The sequence below is a fragment of the Seonamhaeicola sp. genome (genome assembly GCF_028281565.1).
Classification (GTDB): Bacteria; Bacteroidota; Bacteroidia; order Flavobacteriales; family Flavobacteriaceae; genus Seonamhaeicola.
In genome coordinates this window covers 35,984-51,965 of sequence record NZ_JANQJQ010000045.1, presented here as the reverse complement: position 1 = coordinate 51,965, position 15,982 = coordinate 35,984, and the positions used below count along the sequence as shown (strand labels likewise).

The 15,982-nt window shown below is 37.6% G+C and carries 15 protein-coding genes; 12 read left to right on the top strand and 3 right to left on the bottom strand.

The window, feature by feature from the left end; all coding sequences use genetic code 11:
* From sufB to Q0983_RS19365, 11 genes are all read left to right on the top strand, one after another.
* A complete protein-coding gene (sufB, locus tag Q0983_RS19415; protein WP_299556762.1) occupies positions 1–1,449 on the top strand; it encodes a Fe-S cluster assembly protein SufB in 1,449 nt (482 codons plus the stop codon).
* Between the two features lie 9 nt (positions 1,450–1,458).
* Positions 1,459–1,812 (top strand): hypothetical protein, encoded by a 354-nt coding sequence (locus tag Q0983_RS19410; RefSeq protein WP_299556761.1) that lies wholly within the window; start codon positions 1,459–1,461, stop codon positions 1,810–1,812.
* Positions 1,813–1,814: 2 nt separating this feature from the next.
* Positions 1,815–2,567, top strand: a complete 753-nt coding sequence (gene sufC, locus Q0983_RS19405) for a Fe-S cluster assembly ATPase SufC (RefSeq protein WP_299556760.1) — start codon at positions 1,815–1,817, stop codon at positions 2,565–2,567.
* A gap of 79 nt (positions 2,568–2,646) precedes the next feature.
* The gene (sufD, locus tag Q0983_RS19400) at positions 2,647–3,960 is read left to right on the top strand and encodes a Fe-S cluster assembly protein SufD (protein ID WP_299556759.1); all 1,314 of its coding nucleotides are present in this window, start codon (positions 2,647–2,649) and stop codon (positions 3,958–3,960) included.
* 136 nt (positions 3,961–4,096) lie between these two features.
* Positions 4,097–5,311, top strand: a complete 1,215-nt coding sequence (locus Q0983_RS19395; protein WP_299556758.1) for a cysteine desulfurase — start codon at positions 4,097–4,099, stop codon at positions 5,309–5,311.
* A gap of 43 nt (positions 5,312–5,354) precedes the next feature.
* Positions 5,355–6,119, top strand: a complete 765-nt coding sequence (locus tag Q0983_RS19390; protein ID WP_299556757.1) for an META domain-containing protein — start codon at positions 5,355–5,357, stop codon at positions 6,117–6,119.
* A gap of 133 nt (positions 6,120–6,252) precedes the next feature.
* A complete protein-coding gene (locus Q0983_RS19385) occupies positions 6,253–6,675 on the top strand; it encodes a SufE family protein (protein ID WP_299556756.1) in 423 nt (140 codons plus the stop codon).
* Between the two features lie 65 nt (positions 6,676–6,740).
* Complete coding sequence (locus tag Q0983_RS19380; protein ID WP_299556755.1) at positions 6,741–7,067, top strand: DUF59 domain-containing protein; 327 nt, start codon at positions 6,741–6,743, stop codon at positions 7,065–7,067.
* 41 nt (positions 7,068–7,108) lie between these two features.
* The gene (locus tag Q0983_RS19375) at positions 7,109–7,678 is read left to right on the top strand and encodes a class I SAM-dependent methyltransferase (protein ID WP_299556754.1); all 570 of its coding nucleotides are present in this window, start codon (positions 7,109–7,111) and stop codon (positions 7,676–7,678) included.
* Positions 7,678–8,184, top strand: a complete 507-nt coding sequence (locus Q0983_RS19370; RefSeq protein ID WP_299556753.1) for a DUF2480 family protein — start codon at positions 7,678–7,680, stop codon at positions 8,182–8,184. The genes Q0983_RS19375 and Q0983_RS19370 overlap by 1 nt, the downstream gene beginning before the upstream one ends.
* 72 nt (positions 8,185–8,256) lie before the next feature.
* Complete coding sequence (locus Q0983_RS19365) at positions 8,257–9,183, top strand: DUF3078 domain-containing protein (RefSeq protein WP_299556752.1); 927 nt, start codon at positions 8,257–8,259, stop codon at positions 9,181–9,183.
* Positions 9,184–9,262: 79 nt separating this feature from the next.
* Here Q0983_RS19365 and hflX read toward each other — a convergent pair whose 3' ends face one another.
* Positions 9,263–10,480, bottom strand: coding sequence for a GTPase HflX (gene hflX, locus Q0983_RS19360; RefSeq protein WP_299556751.1), 1,218 nt, complete (start codon positions 10,478–10,480; stop codon positions 9,263–9,265).
* Between the two features lie 161 nt (positions 10,481–10,641).
* Here hflX and Q0983_RS19355 point away from each other — a divergent pair, with 161 nt between their 5' ends.
* Positions 10,642–11,610 (top strand): endonuclease, encoded by a 969-nt coding sequence (locus tag Q0983_RS19355; RefSeq protein ID WP_299556750.1) that lies wholly within the window; start codon positions 10,642–10,644, stop codon positions 11,608–11,610.
* Positions 11,611–11,662: 52 nt separating this feature from the next.
* On the opposite strand, the gene Q0983_RS19350 is transcribed toward Q0983_RS19355, so the two are convergent.
* Together Q0983_RS19350 and Q0983_RS19345 are read right to left on the bottom strand one after the other, a co-directional pair.
* The gene (locus tag Q0983_RS19350) at positions 11,663–13,102 is read right to left on the bottom strand and encodes a DUF5689 domain-containing protein (protein WP_299556749.1); all 1,440 of its coding nucleotides are present in this window, start codon (positions 13,100–13,102) and stop codon (positions 11,663–11,665) included.
* A gap of 64 nt (positions 13,103–13,166) precedes the next feature.
* The gene (locus Q0983_RS19345; RefSeq protein WP_299556747.1) at positions 13,167–15,968 is read right to left on the bottom strand and encodes a TonB-dependent receptor; all 2,802 of its coding nucleotides are present in this window, start codon (positions 15,966–15,968) and stop codon (positions 13,167–13,169) included.
* Between the last annotated feature and the right edge of the window lie 14 nt (positions 15,969–15,982).

Here is a 15,982-nt window from a genome sequence, read left to right as displayed (position 1 = left end):
ATGTCGAAATATACCGAAGACGATTTAAGAGAAGAACTAAAAACCAAAGAATACGAATACGGTTTTTATACAGATATAGAGTCGGAAACTTTCCCAAAAGGTTTGAACGAAGATATCGTTCGTGCCATTTCTCAAAAGAAGGAAGAACCGGAATGGATGACCGAATGGCGCTTAGAGGCTTTCCGTATTTGGAAGGATATGGAAGAACCTGAATGGGCCAATGTAACCTATGAAAAACCCGATTTTCAGGACATTTCATATTACTCGGCCCCGAATAGCAAACCTAAATATGATAGTTTAGATGAAGTGGATCCGGAATTACTGGCAACTTTTGACAAACTTGGTATTTCCTTAGATGAGCAAAAGAAACTTGCGGGTGTTGCTATGGATGTGGTAGTTGATTCTGTTTCGGTCGCTACAACTTTTAAAGAAACCTTGGCAGAACAAGGCATTATCTTTATGAGTATTTCGGAAGCTATTAAAGAGCATCCGGAGCTTGTAAAAAAATATATAGGTACCGTTGTCCCTCAAAGAGACAATTTCTATGCAGCTTTAAATAGCGCTGTTTTTAGTGACGGTAGTTTCTGCTATATCCCTAAAGGCGTTAAATGCCCAATGGAACTTTCAACATACTTCAGAATTAATCAAGCCGGAACCGGTCAGTTTGAAAGAACTTTGGTGATTGCTGATGAGGGCAGTTATGTAAGTTATCTTGAAGGCTGTACAGCACCTAGCAGGGATGAGAATCAGTTACATGCCGCTGTGGTTGAATTGATTGCGCTTGATGATGCCGAAATCAAATACTCAACGGTTCAAAACTGGTTCCCTGGAAATGCAGAAGGTAAAGGAGGCGTTTACAATTTCGTAACCAAAAGAGGGTTATGCGAAACCAATGCTAAAATTTCCTGGACGCAGGTTGAAACAGGCAGTGCCATTACCTGGAAATATCCATCATGTGTATTAAAAGGCAATAATTCGGTTGGTGAGTTTTACTCCATAGCGGTAACAAACAATTACCAACAGGCCGATACCGGAACCAAAATGATCCATTTAGGGAAGAACACGAAATCGACTATTATTTCAAAAGGTATTTCTGCCGGAAAATCACAAAACTCGTATCGCGGATTAGTGCAAATAAATTCAAGAGCAGAAAATGCCCGTAACTTTTCACAATGTGACAGTTTACTAATGGGCAATGAATGTGGTGCGCATACTTTTCCTTATATAGAAACCAAAAATCAAACCGCTCAAATAGAACATGAAGCAACCACCAGTAAAATTGGTGAAGACCAAATATTCTATTGTAACCAAAGAGGTATTGACACGGAAAAAGCTATCGCTTTGATCGTGAATGGTTTCAGCAAAGAAGTTCTGAATAAGTTACCAATGGAATTTGCGGTAGAAGCTCAAAAATTATTAGAAATAAGCCTGGAAGGCAGTGTCGGATAAATCATATTTATGAAAAGAACAGTCTTTCTACTAATAATAGGTCTTTTAGTCTTTGCGAGCTGTAAAAAAGAAGGAGCCATTTTAAAAGGCGATTACGTATTCCATGGTGATGCCGCTGTTTTGCAAACCGACAGTATTATTTACGGAGTCATTATCAATAAACAAGTTCATAAATTAAATAAACAAGCCGAACCTTTTAAAAAACAACCGACCGATATGGTTAAAGTTGAAATAAGGGGAACGGTAAATAACGAAAAACACGAAACCATTCTTTGGGAAAACAAAATTGAGATTACTGAAATTCTTGATGTAGAGGCACTTCCCAACGAAGACTATAATAATGTTATAAAACTAAGTCAATAACTATGTTAAAGATAGAAAACCTACACGCAGGTGTTGAAGATAAAAGTATTTTAAAAGGTATTAACCTGGAGGTAAAACCGGGAGAAGTTCATGCTATTATGGGGCCAAATGGTTCCGGGAAAAGTACTTTGTCATCGGTTATTGCCGGAAAAGAAGAATACGAAGTTTCTGAAGGCAATATCATTTTTGAAGGTGAAGATATTGATGAGCTAGCCGCAGAGGAACGTGCGCATAAAGGGATTTTTATGTCGTTTCAATATCCGGTGGAAATTCCCGGTGTTTCGGTAACAAACTTTATCAAAACAGCTATTAACGAAACCAGGAAAGCACAAGGATTGGAAGATATGCCCGCCAAAGACATGCTTAAACTAATTCGTGAAAAATCAGATCTTCTGGAAATAGACAGAAAGTTTTTATCACGTTCACTAAATGAAGGGTTTTCCGGTGGCGAAAAGAAGCGTAACGAGATCTTCCAAATGGCTATGCTGGATCCTAAATTAGCCATACTTGATGAGACGGATTCCGGGTTGGATATTGATGCGCTTCGTATTGTGGCTAATGGTGTAAACAAACTAAAAGGTGAGAATAACGCCGTCATTGTAATTACACATTACCAAAGGTTATTAGATTATATCGTACCGGATTTTGTACATGTTTTACATGATGGCAAGATTGTAAAATCCGGCAGCAAAGAGTTGGCACATGAACTTGAAGCAAAAGGATACGATTGGATTAAAGACGAAGTCGGCGCATAGCGCCAGTAACCAGTTTGCAGTACTCAGTGACCGGTCCAACAGACTGAAAACTGAAAACCGCGACTGAAAACTGAGTAAAATGGATTTAAAAGAAAAATTATTATCGTCGTTTTTAGTATTCGAGAACCAGGCCGAAATAGATTCGTATGTCAACAATGTTAGGAACGATGCTATAAAAACCTTTGAAGAAAAAGGCTTCCCGACAAAAAAGGATGAAGCCTGGAAATACACATCTTTAAACAGATTATTAAAAGAAGATTACAGCGTATTCCCAAAACAGGAAAATGCTTTAGAATATAGAGACGTTAAAAAATACTTCATCCATGAGATTGACTCTTATAAGATAGTATTTATAGATGGCAAGTATTCATCGCATCTTTCAGCAACTACACATGACGGTTTAGATGTTTGTTTAATGTCTGCGGCCTTGACCAAGCCGAAATACCGTTTGGTCATAGAAAACTATTTTAATAAAGCCGCCACAGACGATAGTTTATCATCATTAAATACGGCATTTTCTAAAGAAGGGGCCTATGTCTACATTCCAAAAGGAAAAGTGATAGAAAAGCCCATTCAAATTATCCATTTTTCAACAGGTGATGAGTCGGCAACCATGTTGCAACCGCGCAATTTAATTGTTGTTGAAGAGAACTCGCATGTACAAATTATTGAACGCCACCAGAGTTTAACCGGTAATCCGGTGCTTACCAACAGTGTTACTGAAATGTTTGCTAAAAAGCGCGCTATCATAGATTACTATAAGATCCAAAATGACGGTGATAATGCTTCATTAATAGACAACACTTTTATTAAGCAAAAGCGGGAAAGCATAGCTTCAGTTCACACCTTTTCATTTGGTGGTAAACTAACACGTAACAATCTTAATTTTTATCAGGAAGGTCAGCGTATAGATTCCACATTAAAAGGTGTTACTATTATAGGTAACAAACAACACGTAGACCATAATACTTTGGTACATCACATTGAGCCAAATTGTGAAAGCCACCAGGATTATAAAGGCATTTTCGCCGATAATGCCACCGGTGTTTTCAACGGAAAAGTAGTCGTGGAAAAAGAAGCTCAAAAAACCAATGCATTTCAGGCAAACAACAATATTTTGGTTAGCGATAAAGCAACTATCAACACCAAGCCACAGTTAGAGATTTTTGCGGATGATGTAAAATGCTCGCATGGTTGTACGGTAGGGCAGTTAGACGAAAGTGCTTTATTCTATATGCGTACCCGTGGTATCCCGGAAAAAGAAGCCAAAGCATTATTGATGTATGCCTTTAGTAATAACGTTTTAAGCTCTGTTAAAATCCCGGAACTTAAGCGTCGCATCACCAAAATTATCGCAAATCAGTTAGGCGTCGATATTGGTTTCGATCTATAATTTTTTTAGAAGCTATTTCCCGCTAGGAGTTTATCCTGAGCTTAGTCGAAGGACAGTATCTTTTATTTTGTCATTCCTGCGAAGGCAGGAATCCAGCACAAAAGGATGCCGCTACTATCGGGGCTAAAAAACAAACATGTTAAACGTAGATGACATAAGAAAAGATTTCCCCATTCTTTCACGTAAAGTTAATGGCAAACCTTTAGTGTATTTTGATAATGCGGCAACCTCTCAGACCCCGCAACAAGTTATTGATGCCATTGTAGATTATTATTCAAACTACAATGCCAACATTCACAGAGGGGTTCACACTATAAGCCAGGAAGCAACAGACCTTTACGAACAGTCCAGACAAAAAATACAGGCTCATTTTAATGCGAAACATGCTCATGAGATCATATTTACATCGGGTACAACGCATGGAATCAACTTAATTGCTAACGGGTTTTCATCCATTTTAAAAAAGGGAGATGATATCATTGTCTCAGCTTTAGAACACCATAGTAACATTGTGCCCTGGCAAATGCTATGTGAACGCACCGGAGCAACCCTTAAAGTCATTCCTATGAATGATGCCGGCGAGTTGGTGATGTCTGAATACGAGACACTTCTTTCGGAACATACAAAACTGGTATTTGTCAATCATATTTCGAATGCCCTGGGAACCATCAACCCGATTGAATACATCATTGAAAAAGCGCACCAGGTAGGGGCAGCTGTTTTAATTGACGGTGCTCAGGCATGCCCGCATTTAAAACCGGATGTTCAGGCTTTAGATGTTGATTTTTATGTAGCCTCGGCTCATAAAATGTGTGGCCCCACAGGGATTGGTATGCTCTATGGAAAAGAAGCCTGGTTAAATAAACTACCACCATACCAGGGCGGTGGTGAAATGATTGCGGAAGTTACTTTTGAAAAAACAACATACGCGGACCTGCCTCATAAATTTGAAGCCGGTACACCGAACATAGCCGGAGGTATTGTTTTTGGGACCGCCATCGATTATATGAATACCATAGGCCTTGATGCTATTGCAACCTATGAAGGTGAGTTGTTAGAATATGCTACCGCAAAACTGTTAGACATAGAAGGCTTAAAAATTTACGGGACTTCAAAACATAAAACATCGGTACTGTCGTTCAATCTGGATGGTATTCACCCTTACGACGTGGGTTCTATTTTAGATAAATTGGGCATTGCTGTTCGTACAGGCCATCACTGTGCTCAACCGATAATGGACTATTACAAAATTCCGGGTACCATAAGAGCTTCCTTCGCCTTTTATAATACCAAAGAAGAAATTGACGCTTTAGTTGAAGGCGTTAAGAAAGCCAAAATGATGCTGTCATAAACTTTGGCTCCTTTTTTGTACTTTCATTTTTAAAATGCATCTTATGAAATGGATATTAATGCTTTTCAGTATTATAACGATTAAAACCTGTGATAATTCTAATACCCAAAAAGCCAATTCTATGTTAAATGACACCTATGACATAGTAGCTCTTAGTGGAAAAGATGTTTCGGAATTTGAACTCACTATCGCGTTTGCCGATTCTACTAAAAAGGTGTCCGGGTTTTCCGGTTGCAATCGTTTTTTTGGTTCCTATACCATCGAAAACAATACTATAAAGTTTGGCCCTTTAGCATCCACCCAAAAAATGTGTCCGCCAAAATTCATGAACATTGAAAGTGACCTGACAGAGGCCCTTGGTAAGTCAAATACCTTTTTAAAAGCACGTGATACTTTAAAGCTTTATGAACAGGATACTGTTTTAATTGAAGCAAAAAAACAGGGGGCATCACCCTCAGTTTTATTTGAATATTTACAACATTCGCGAAACAGCTTTCAACATATAAAAATTAACAGAAAATCCGTTTCAGTTCAAAACAAAAGAGAAGGGGACCTTACAGGGATCGTTTGCACCAAAGAGCAATGGCAAAAAATAATGGAAGCTAGTGAAAATGTTAAGTTTGAGAACATGCCTCTTTTGGAAGCGCCTTCGCAAAAACGGTTCTTTGATGGTGCTGCCATCGCTAAATTAAAAGTGACTTTTGATGGCAAAACTTACGAAACACCAAGTTTTGACCATGGAAATCCGCACCCGGACATAGCGAATCTTGTTAAAGAAATCTTATCAATAGCCCAAAACGTTGAATAACAAGGTTTCTTGTTGTATTTTTGCTTAAAATTACATGTTGTCAGGTTGAGCGCAGTCGAAACCTATTTTGAAGACAGCATTTACAATAACCTTTCGACTGCACTCAAGGTGACAAAGTTTTAAATTTGACATAGTGACAATTGAAGATATTCAAAACGACATCATAGACGAATTCTCAATGTTTGATGATTGGGAAGAACGTTACCAATACATGATAGATCTGGGGAAAGAATTGCCCTTAATTGACGACCAATACAAAACTGAAAGCAACATTATTAAAGGTTGTCAAAGTAAAGTTTGGGTACATGCCGAAATGAAAGACGACAAATTAGAGTTCACTGCCGATAGTGATGCTATTATCACTAAAGGTATTATAGCCATTTTAATTCGAGCGTTTTCCAATCAGCACCCAAAAGATATTATTGATGCCGATACCAGTTTTATTGATAAAATAGGGTTAAAAGAGCATTTATCACCAACGCGTGCCAATGGTTTGGTGAGCATGGTAAAACAATTAAAGATGTACGCTATAGCGTATCAAACCCAACTTAACTAGGTTTATTCGTTGATACGTGTATTTGTTTAAACGATTCAACAAATAAACGCATAAACATTTTGAAAATGAGCGAAACAACAATAGATACCAACGCCTTAGGCGAAAAAATAGTGAACGTTTTAAAAACGATTTACGATCCTGAAATTCCAGTGGATATTTACGAATTAGGGTTGATTTACGATGTCTTTGTCAACGAAGATTACGATGTTAAAATATTAATGACCTTAACAACCCCCAATTGCCCGGTTGCGGAAACATTACCCCTGGAAGTTGAGGAAAAAGTGAAATCACTTAACGAAGTAAAAACGGCTGAAGTAGAAATCACTTTTGACCCACCATGGTCACAGGACCTTATGAGTGAAGAAGCGAAGTTGGAGCTGGGTATGTTATAATAGTCCTTTTAAGATTAGAATCCAAATTATTACTCATAATCATGGCCGGTGACTATTACCATACCGAAGAATCCGTCAAACAATATATTGAATTGGCACGGGATGTTAGCGGAGCCCGGATTGTTGAGAAACTAAAAGTATTTCTCCCTGAGGGTTCTAAAGTACTTGAATTAGGCTCTGGCCCCGGAACAGATTATGGCTTGCTAAGCAAACATTACAAAACCGTGGGTTCTGATAATTCAAAAGTTTTTTTGAATCACTTAAAAACGAAATACCCAAATGGGGACTTTCTTGAATTAGACGCCGTTACCGTTAAAACCGGAAATACATTCGATGGTATTTATTCCAATAAAGTCATGCATCATTTAGAAGATAACGCATTTATTGAATCTATAAAACGGCAATATGAAGTGTTAAAACCGGATGGCATCATGTGTCACACCTTTTGGAAAGGTACAGGTTCCGAAATTTTTAAAGGCTTGTTCGTTAACTATCATACTAATGAGAGCCTCAAAAAAGCCCTTGGAGCCCATTTTGAAATATTACACCTGGATCAGTACAAAGAATTTGATGAAAACGATTCACTCATTTTAATTGCAAAGAAAAACTAATGGCAGACGAAATTATAAATCGCGTAGCGAATAGCAAACTGGTGACTTTAGACCTTGAGGATTTTTACCCGGAAGGCAAACGTATATTGTTCGATATTAAAGACTGGTTATTTGAAGGTTTCGTACTGCGCGAAAAAGATTTTAGAGCTCAGGTAAAGGCATTTGACTGGTCGAAATATCAGGATAGTTATATAGCATTAACATGTAGTACCGATGCTATTATTCCGGGGTGGGCCTACATGCTTTTAACCATTCATCTGGAACCTTATGCCAGAAAAGTGGTAGTTGGGGATTTGGAAACTTTGGAAACTTCAGTTTATCACGATATTATTAATGATCTAAAAGTGGATGAGTACAAAGACAAACCTGTCATTATAAAAGGCTGCACAAACAAGCCTGTACCTCAAAACGCTTATATCATGCTCACCAACAAGCTTAAACCGGTTGCAAAGTCTATTATGTACGGGGAAGCCTGTTCTTCGGTACCGCTTTACAAAAACAGATAATACTCTGTGACCCGAATTAAAAACAGGGTCTAAACCTTATATTTATACAACCTTAACAAATTTAAATTTCGAATGAAAAGACTATTACTACTATGTATCTTCTTTATAGGAATAACCTCCATGAATGCCCAAACAAAAGAAGAATTACAAGCCAAAAAAGCTGAAAAACAAGCCGAAGCCAATGCAGCCCAGGCAGAGGCCAATAAATTACAAGCTCAAATTGATGCTCTTCCCGGTTGGCGCATTGGGGCTTTTGGAACCATTGGTGGCACGCTTTCTAATTTTAATAATTGGTATGCACAGGGCACTCCAAATAATAATTCAGGGAATATCGGTTTTACGGTCAATGCTTATGCCAATTTAATTCAGGAAAAATTCTTTTGGAGAAATGCACTTACTACTAATTTAAGTTGGGTAAAGTTAGATGATAAAGATGACCCTAACGATGATGCCGGTTTTAACTCAACAACAGATGTATTTAACCTGTCTTCTCTTTACGGTAGAAACATTGGGAAAAACATTGCTATTTCAGGTCTAATGGAATACAGAACCACTTTACTGGATAATTTTAATGATCCCGGTTATTTGGATTTGGGCCTTGGTGCTACATGGACACCGGCCAAAAATTTAGTGGTAGTTGTTCACCCATTTAACTACAATTTTGTGTTCAGCAGTGGTGATACCGTTTTTGAATCTTCTATGGGGACTAAAATTGTAGCAGATTATACCAGGCAAATTGGTGCTGTTAGTTTTAAAACCAATCTGTCTACGTTCCAAAGCTATAAAGGCAGTGACTACTCCAACTGGACCTGGACCAACTCATTCAGCTATACATTATGGAAGATGATTGGTGTTGGTTTTGATTTCGGCTTACGTAATAACAAGCAAGAAGCATTGAATTATGCTTTAGCACAGGATCCTCCGGCAGCCACCGGATTTGATGATGTTGATAATGATCTGCAAACCTATTATACTATTGGTTTAAGTTATAAGTTTTAAGACGTATTTCTCTTGTGACGTATACACACAACTAGACCTGCCAGGTTTTAAAAACCTGGCAGGTCTTTTTACAATTTAGTTATCCCATATCTTCATAATTATAATCCGGATACAGGAAATGATTGTATGGAAAACGCGTGACATGAATCTCACGGACTTCATCATAAACACGCTTTTTAAAATCTTCCAGGTTACTTTTATTAATAGCAGAAATGAAAAGTGCATTATTGCCTATCTTGCTCATCCAGGTGCTTTTCCATTCGTCTAAGCTGTAATTGGCTTTGGTTCTTTCGGCAATTAAGTCGTCCTCATCAAAAGGCTCCGCTTTATAAGCGTCAATTTTATTAAAAACCATAATAGTTGGCTTGTCACTACTATTAATTTCACCTAAAATCTTATTGACTGAAGCTATATGCTCTTCAAAATTGGGATGTGAAATATCCACCACATGCAATAATAAGTCGGCTTCCCTTACTTCATCAAGCGTACTTTTAAAACTATCTACCAACTGCGTGGGCAGTTTTCTAATAAAACCAACCGTATCGCTTAACAAAAACGGCAGGTTTTGAATGACCACTTTTCTAACAGTGGTATCTAATGTGGCAAAGAGCTTGTTTTCGGCAAATACTTCGCTTTTACTAATCACATTCATCAGGGTGGATTTCCCTACGTTGGTATATCCTACTAATGCCACACGTACCATTTTACCACGGTTACCGCGTTGCACCGCCATTTGTTTGTCTATGGTTTTAATTTTGGCCTTAAGCAAGGCTATTTTATCACGTACAATACGTCTATCGGTCTCTATCTCTGTCTCTCCGGGACCACGCATGCCAATACCTCCTTTTTGGCGCTCAAGGTGTGTCCACATACCTCTCAAGCGCGGTAGTAAATATTCGCATTGTGCCAATTCAACCTGTGTCCTGGCATAACTGGTTTGGGCACGTTGTGCAAAAATATCAAGGATTAAATTGGTGCGGTCCAATACTTTTACGTTAAGTATCTTACTAATGTTTCGTTCCTGGGCAGCAGACAGTTCATCATCAAAAATAGCGGTTCCTACCTCATGTTCTTCTATAAACCTTTTAACATCTTCCATCTTCCCCGAACCAATAAATGTTCTGGGGTTTGGCATGTCCATTTTTTGCGTAAAACGCTTTAATACATCACCACCGGCGGTATAGGTTAAAAACTCCAGTTCATCTAAATACTCTTTTGACTGGGCTTCGTTTTGATCTTTGGTAATAATCCCTATTAAAACCGCTTTTTCTAAAGCTACATCCTTCTTTTCTATCATAAAACTAAATAATGTGCAAAGTTACGCAATTACAACTACTTTAATTCACAAAGAATTGCGCAACATTAAATATTGATCGATTCACAGGAATTGTTATTCTAGCGAATGCGGGAATCTTTTAAATTCTTTATTTTTATATTTTTAAAGTCAATTTTTAATTTATGAATGACTTTCTAGAGGATATTCCGGTGCAGGATAATATGCAAACCATTGCATTTTATAATCTTGAAAATTTATTTGACTTATCGGACGATGAACACACCAATGATAATGATTTTTTACCAACCTCAGCTAAAAAATGGACGCCGAAACGCTATAAGAATAAATTAAGAAAATTAGGATTTGCCATTTCCAATATTGGCAGAAAAGAAACCGGAAAGCACCCTGCCCTGATAGGTTTGGCTGAAGTGGAAAATGCCAAAGTAATTGAGGATTTATTAGATTCAAAACATTTAGCTGATTTGGATTATAGCTATGTGCATTACGAGTCGCCTGATGAACGCGGCATAGACGTAGCCTTACTTTACGACAAAACAGCATTTGAAGTCACGCACTCAGAAACTTTTACCGTGCATTTAACCGATGATGAAGGCTTACCGGACTACACGAGGGATGTTTTGCTGGTAAGCGGTAATCTGGATGGCGAAGCCATTCATGTGATAGTTAACCATTGGTCCTCCAGGCGTGAAGGCACCGAAGAGACAGAACCTAAACGATTAGCCTCATCAGAAAAAGTTGGCGACATCATTACTGCTTTAAAAGAAGAAAACGAAGCTGCTAAAATTGTGATTATCGGTGATTTTAATGACGAACCTCACAACAACAGTATTGTCAGGCTGGTTGAGGATTATGGATTGTACAACCCTTTTGAAACTTTACGCTCTTTCAATCGAGGCACCGTGAGCAGGTTTAAACAATGGAGTTTATTTGACCAGATATTCTTTACTACCAACTTCTTTGAAAGTTCAAAAAGTGAGTTTGAATATTTTAATGCCGATATTTTTGATGAAGCATTCCTGAAACAGTTTAAGGGCAAATTCAAAGGCTCCCCTTTTAGGACCTATGTTGGCAAAAAATACAAAGGGGGTTACAGCGACCACTTTCCGGTCTATGCGGTTTTTAAGAGATAAATAGACCTGCCAGGTTTTAAAAACCTGGCAGGTCTCAAGCCTAGCCTTGTAGTTACTCCACATAATCTACACTAATATCATCTAACTCATACACGCCATCAAACCCTTCTTGTCCACCACCCGTATATTTAAAAGCTATATGAATGGTTCCGCTTATACAAGATAAGTCGATATTTCCTGAAGGCAACCACTCCACAAAAGCATCTGAATCTTTTGCCACATAAGCATCTGTTAAAATGCTCCACGTTGCTGTTTTAATATTAGCTTCAACACCATTCCAATTCTGGGAGTAAAACACTTCCATATAGCTGCTATCGGCTCTACTATTAGATGTTTTAAAGTGAAGCGTTTCGCCTTCCTGGATGTCTAAATCAATTTCCGGAGTAATCAGCCAGCCGATATTTTTGGTGTCTCCGGAACCTGACGATCGGAATCTTGCAGAACGTCCCAATGAAGCATTGGTTGATGTTGAGGACCACGCTTCCCAACCTTCAGACCCAGCCTCTATATAGTTTGTCCATCCATTACCTTCAATCAACCGGTTATTATGCTGCGATTCGAAATCCTCAAAAAACAAATTGCCTGAACCAACAGATTCCGCTATACCACAAGAAAATTCTAAAGGATCACACCTTTCAGTGCTATCGAAATTCACATCCGCCAAATTGCCAGGTAAAATTACATTAAAATCATCTCTAAAGTCTCTGCTTAAAATACCAACTATACTTCCTTTTCCCGGTGGCACGGGAAGTGATTTAAAATCGGAAAACGTACTGGTTTGCATGATCACCTGAACACCGGAATCGCAACTTTCCAACAAACGTAAACCATCAAACTCGTCAAAAGACTCACCGGCAAAAGTAGCCCCTAACTCAAACCTGTTCAATTGCATGTTATCTAGCCGAATTAGGGTGTTCTCATCGGCTTCTGTCAAATTTTCCGGGCTTACTATCTTGGGTATTATTTCAATAATGTCATTACTTCTTATGACAATATCTTTATACTCTGTGGCCTGAATTTGTTTTACATTAACGGCATCACCTTTACCAATAGTTAAAACACCATTCGTTTCTCCTATAGTTAACCCGTTTAATTTTATATATACCTTTTGCCCAAACTGGTACGTATCTGATAAATGATTTTTATTAATATCTATTTTAAACCCAAGCCTGGGGTCATTATCAGGATTACTATCATCTGTTTTATTCTGAACAATGAGTTCTTCAAAAAAGTTCCCGGCTTTATCCGAAGACACCACATAGCCTTCAAGATAAACATCATCAGTAATAACTACCGTTGTGTTTCCTCCGTTAACAGCTTGTTCATATAAGGACTTAATGGCTTTAAATGTTGTTATTTGATTTTTAGGAATATCAGGCTCTGAAACAGAAATATCAGGAATACCATAATCACCATCTTTAATGCAAGACCCCATAAGTATTATGATATTGCTTAAAATGACTAGCATCTTTGCTTTACCGATTTTATTCATAATTATTTGTTTTAGATTCCTGCCAAAATTTATCCTGAGATAGTAAAGACAGGAGTGACAATTTCTAGAATCTGATGTTGAGGTTTAAGAAGTAGGTAGTTCCTCTTCCATACCAATATTTTGGCCCAAAAACCGGTATATCCAATGCCTTATCATCTCTTAATTCCCTATAATTAGCATTTCTTCCCTGTTCAAAACCACCGGTTTTATATATTTCATCCAAAAGGTTATTTATACTTGCAAACAGCCCTATATAATATTTGCCAACTTTCCATGATTTACCACCAACCAAATTAATGACCATATAATCATCAAAACGTTCTTGTTTTAATAAGGCTCTTGCTAAAGCTTCGTCATAATCGTTAAAAACATTGCCATCAAAATCCGTATTAAAGTTTGAAGACCTGGTTAATGGGCTTACATCAATATAAGTGTTTGAGAAAAAATTAGCTGTTGCTCCAAACCACCAATACTCCGGGTCTCTGTATTCAAAACCAACTGAACAGGCATTTTGAGGGCCGGAAGCCAACCTGTAATTTTTTAGTTTTGACTGGCCAAAATCCTTAAATCCATTAACAAAACCGGCATCTGTAGATTCCTGATCCGGCTCCGTTGAAAGATATAGATTAGGATTATTGTCATAAGTAAATTGACCAACAGCAGCAGCCCCTTTTAATTTAATATCTGAGGTTACCTGTGCTTCCACACCTATTTCTACTCCTAAATGCTTTTTATCAATGCCTTGTAAAATCTCCTGAACAAATACGGCATTATCACCACCAATACCATCGGCAAAAAAGAAAGATATCTCACTGGCATCTGTTATTTTAGTATAATATCCTGTAAATTTTGCCTGTACAAATGGTGATCTCAATATATAACTAGCATCTACAGACATGATATTTTCTTCTGAGATATCAGGTACCACATTGTGATTTTCTCTTGAGTTTGAAAAAGTATTTTGAATGGAAGGCGCTCTTGAAATATAACCGGCATTAACATTGAATAAATGTTTTCCTGTTAATTTTAAAGTTGCTCCTGCCTTAGATCCAAAACCAGTAAAAGGCAATGGCGCTCCTTTACCTAAAGAACTATCCGGGAAACCGCCATTTTGATAAATTCCTTCTCTTTGATATTGTGTTCGTTTTACATTACCTGAAACATAAAAATCTATCTTATTATAAGTTAATTGTGCTTGTGCAAAAGCATTAAGCTCAGTAACCAGCACATTGTAATGATATTTGAATTTATCGCCTTCGCTAACCAACCTGTTTGGGTTCAATAGATCATTTTGTGCTTCGTCTATATTAGTTGCAAAACCATCAATATCCAAATACGTCGAAGCCCCTAAAAGATCTAAAACTTCAGCAAAATTCTCTGATTTTAAATTTTTATAACCAACAGAGGCATTCAAAACCATATGGTCATTTAAGGATTTATTTAAAATGGAATTAACGGTTAATTGTGTATCATCTACTCTATCCTCATATAGAGCATATATAGCATTTCCACCATTCTGCACATTACTTAAGTTAGCATCATACATAGCATTCCAGTTTATCTGCCCATCATTTTGAAACGCTTTTAATGCTCCGTAAGCAAATTGCAAGTCGTTAGGAAAGTTTCTTTCAAAATAACCTGGTAATTTTTGATAATACGTTGGACTGGGGTTTGCCCCTCCTCCCTGGGGGAAACCATTAATTAAATCAGTACCGTTATAATCTAAACGACTGTTTCCCATTTTCCCGAACTGATAAGCCATATTGGTATTTAAAGTAGTTTTACTGTCTAAATCCCAGTAGTGATTCAGCATTATTACAGGTTCATTAACTTCTTTAATTCTTGAGTTTCTTTTTGCACCATCTTGCCAGCCCCAATATTCATTATACTTTGTATCCTTTAAATCATACACTTCTTGTGTATTGGGCGAAGATTTCCCTCTTCTATTTGGGGTGTAAATAGTAGTTAAGTTTAGACTATGCCTATCATTAAATTTCTTTTCTACGGAAACAAAAAACGAATTGGAATTGTAAAGCGTGGCGTCCTGATAGCCTTCACGGCCCCAGCGTCTTCCTACTGATATAGTATAGGCCCAGTTGCTTTTCAACAATCCTGAAGCATAAGTAGCCATTAGCCTGTTTGCATAACTCCTGTTAGAAGAAGCGTAAGTTATGCGTCCACCGGGTAGTGTTTCGGATGCTCTAACATTGACATTAGTACTACCTAAAACACTACCAAAAGTGTAACCGGCCGGAGCTAACCCAAATGACAACTCCTGATTTCTTAATACGTCATTAATCCCTCCCCAATTGCTCCATTGTGGTCTTCCGTTAAAAGCTTTGTTCATCTCAATACCATTTATCAGAATGGAGCTGTTATTTGAATCCAATCCTCGAATTCTAAAAAATGATGAGCTGAATTCAAAAGCCGCTGTCCTTTGAAAAATATCCAAAGAGGATGCCAGCAATCCCGAAATATTATCGGCGCCACTGGTATCATCATTTAGTTCGTCATCAGACAAGGTAATTGTAAATAAATCTTCTGTTTCAGAAGCAACCCTTTCTAAGGTCATATCCGTTATATTTACAATTTGACCTTCATTTACTACTATTGGAAATCGTTTTGATATATATCCTGTTTTTGAAATCGTTAAAATTTGTTCTCCTAAAGGAACACTTTCAGAAAACATAAATTCTCCTAACCGGTCAGTAAGTGTTTTTAAATTAGTCCTTTCAATGGCTACCAATACACCTTCAATAGGCTCAAAGGACAGGACTTCTTTTACACTTCCGGTAACGACCGTTTGTTGCGCATAAACAAGGGGTGAAAAAAATCCAAAAAAAAGAATTAGTAACCTTTTACTCATATTAATATTAAGAT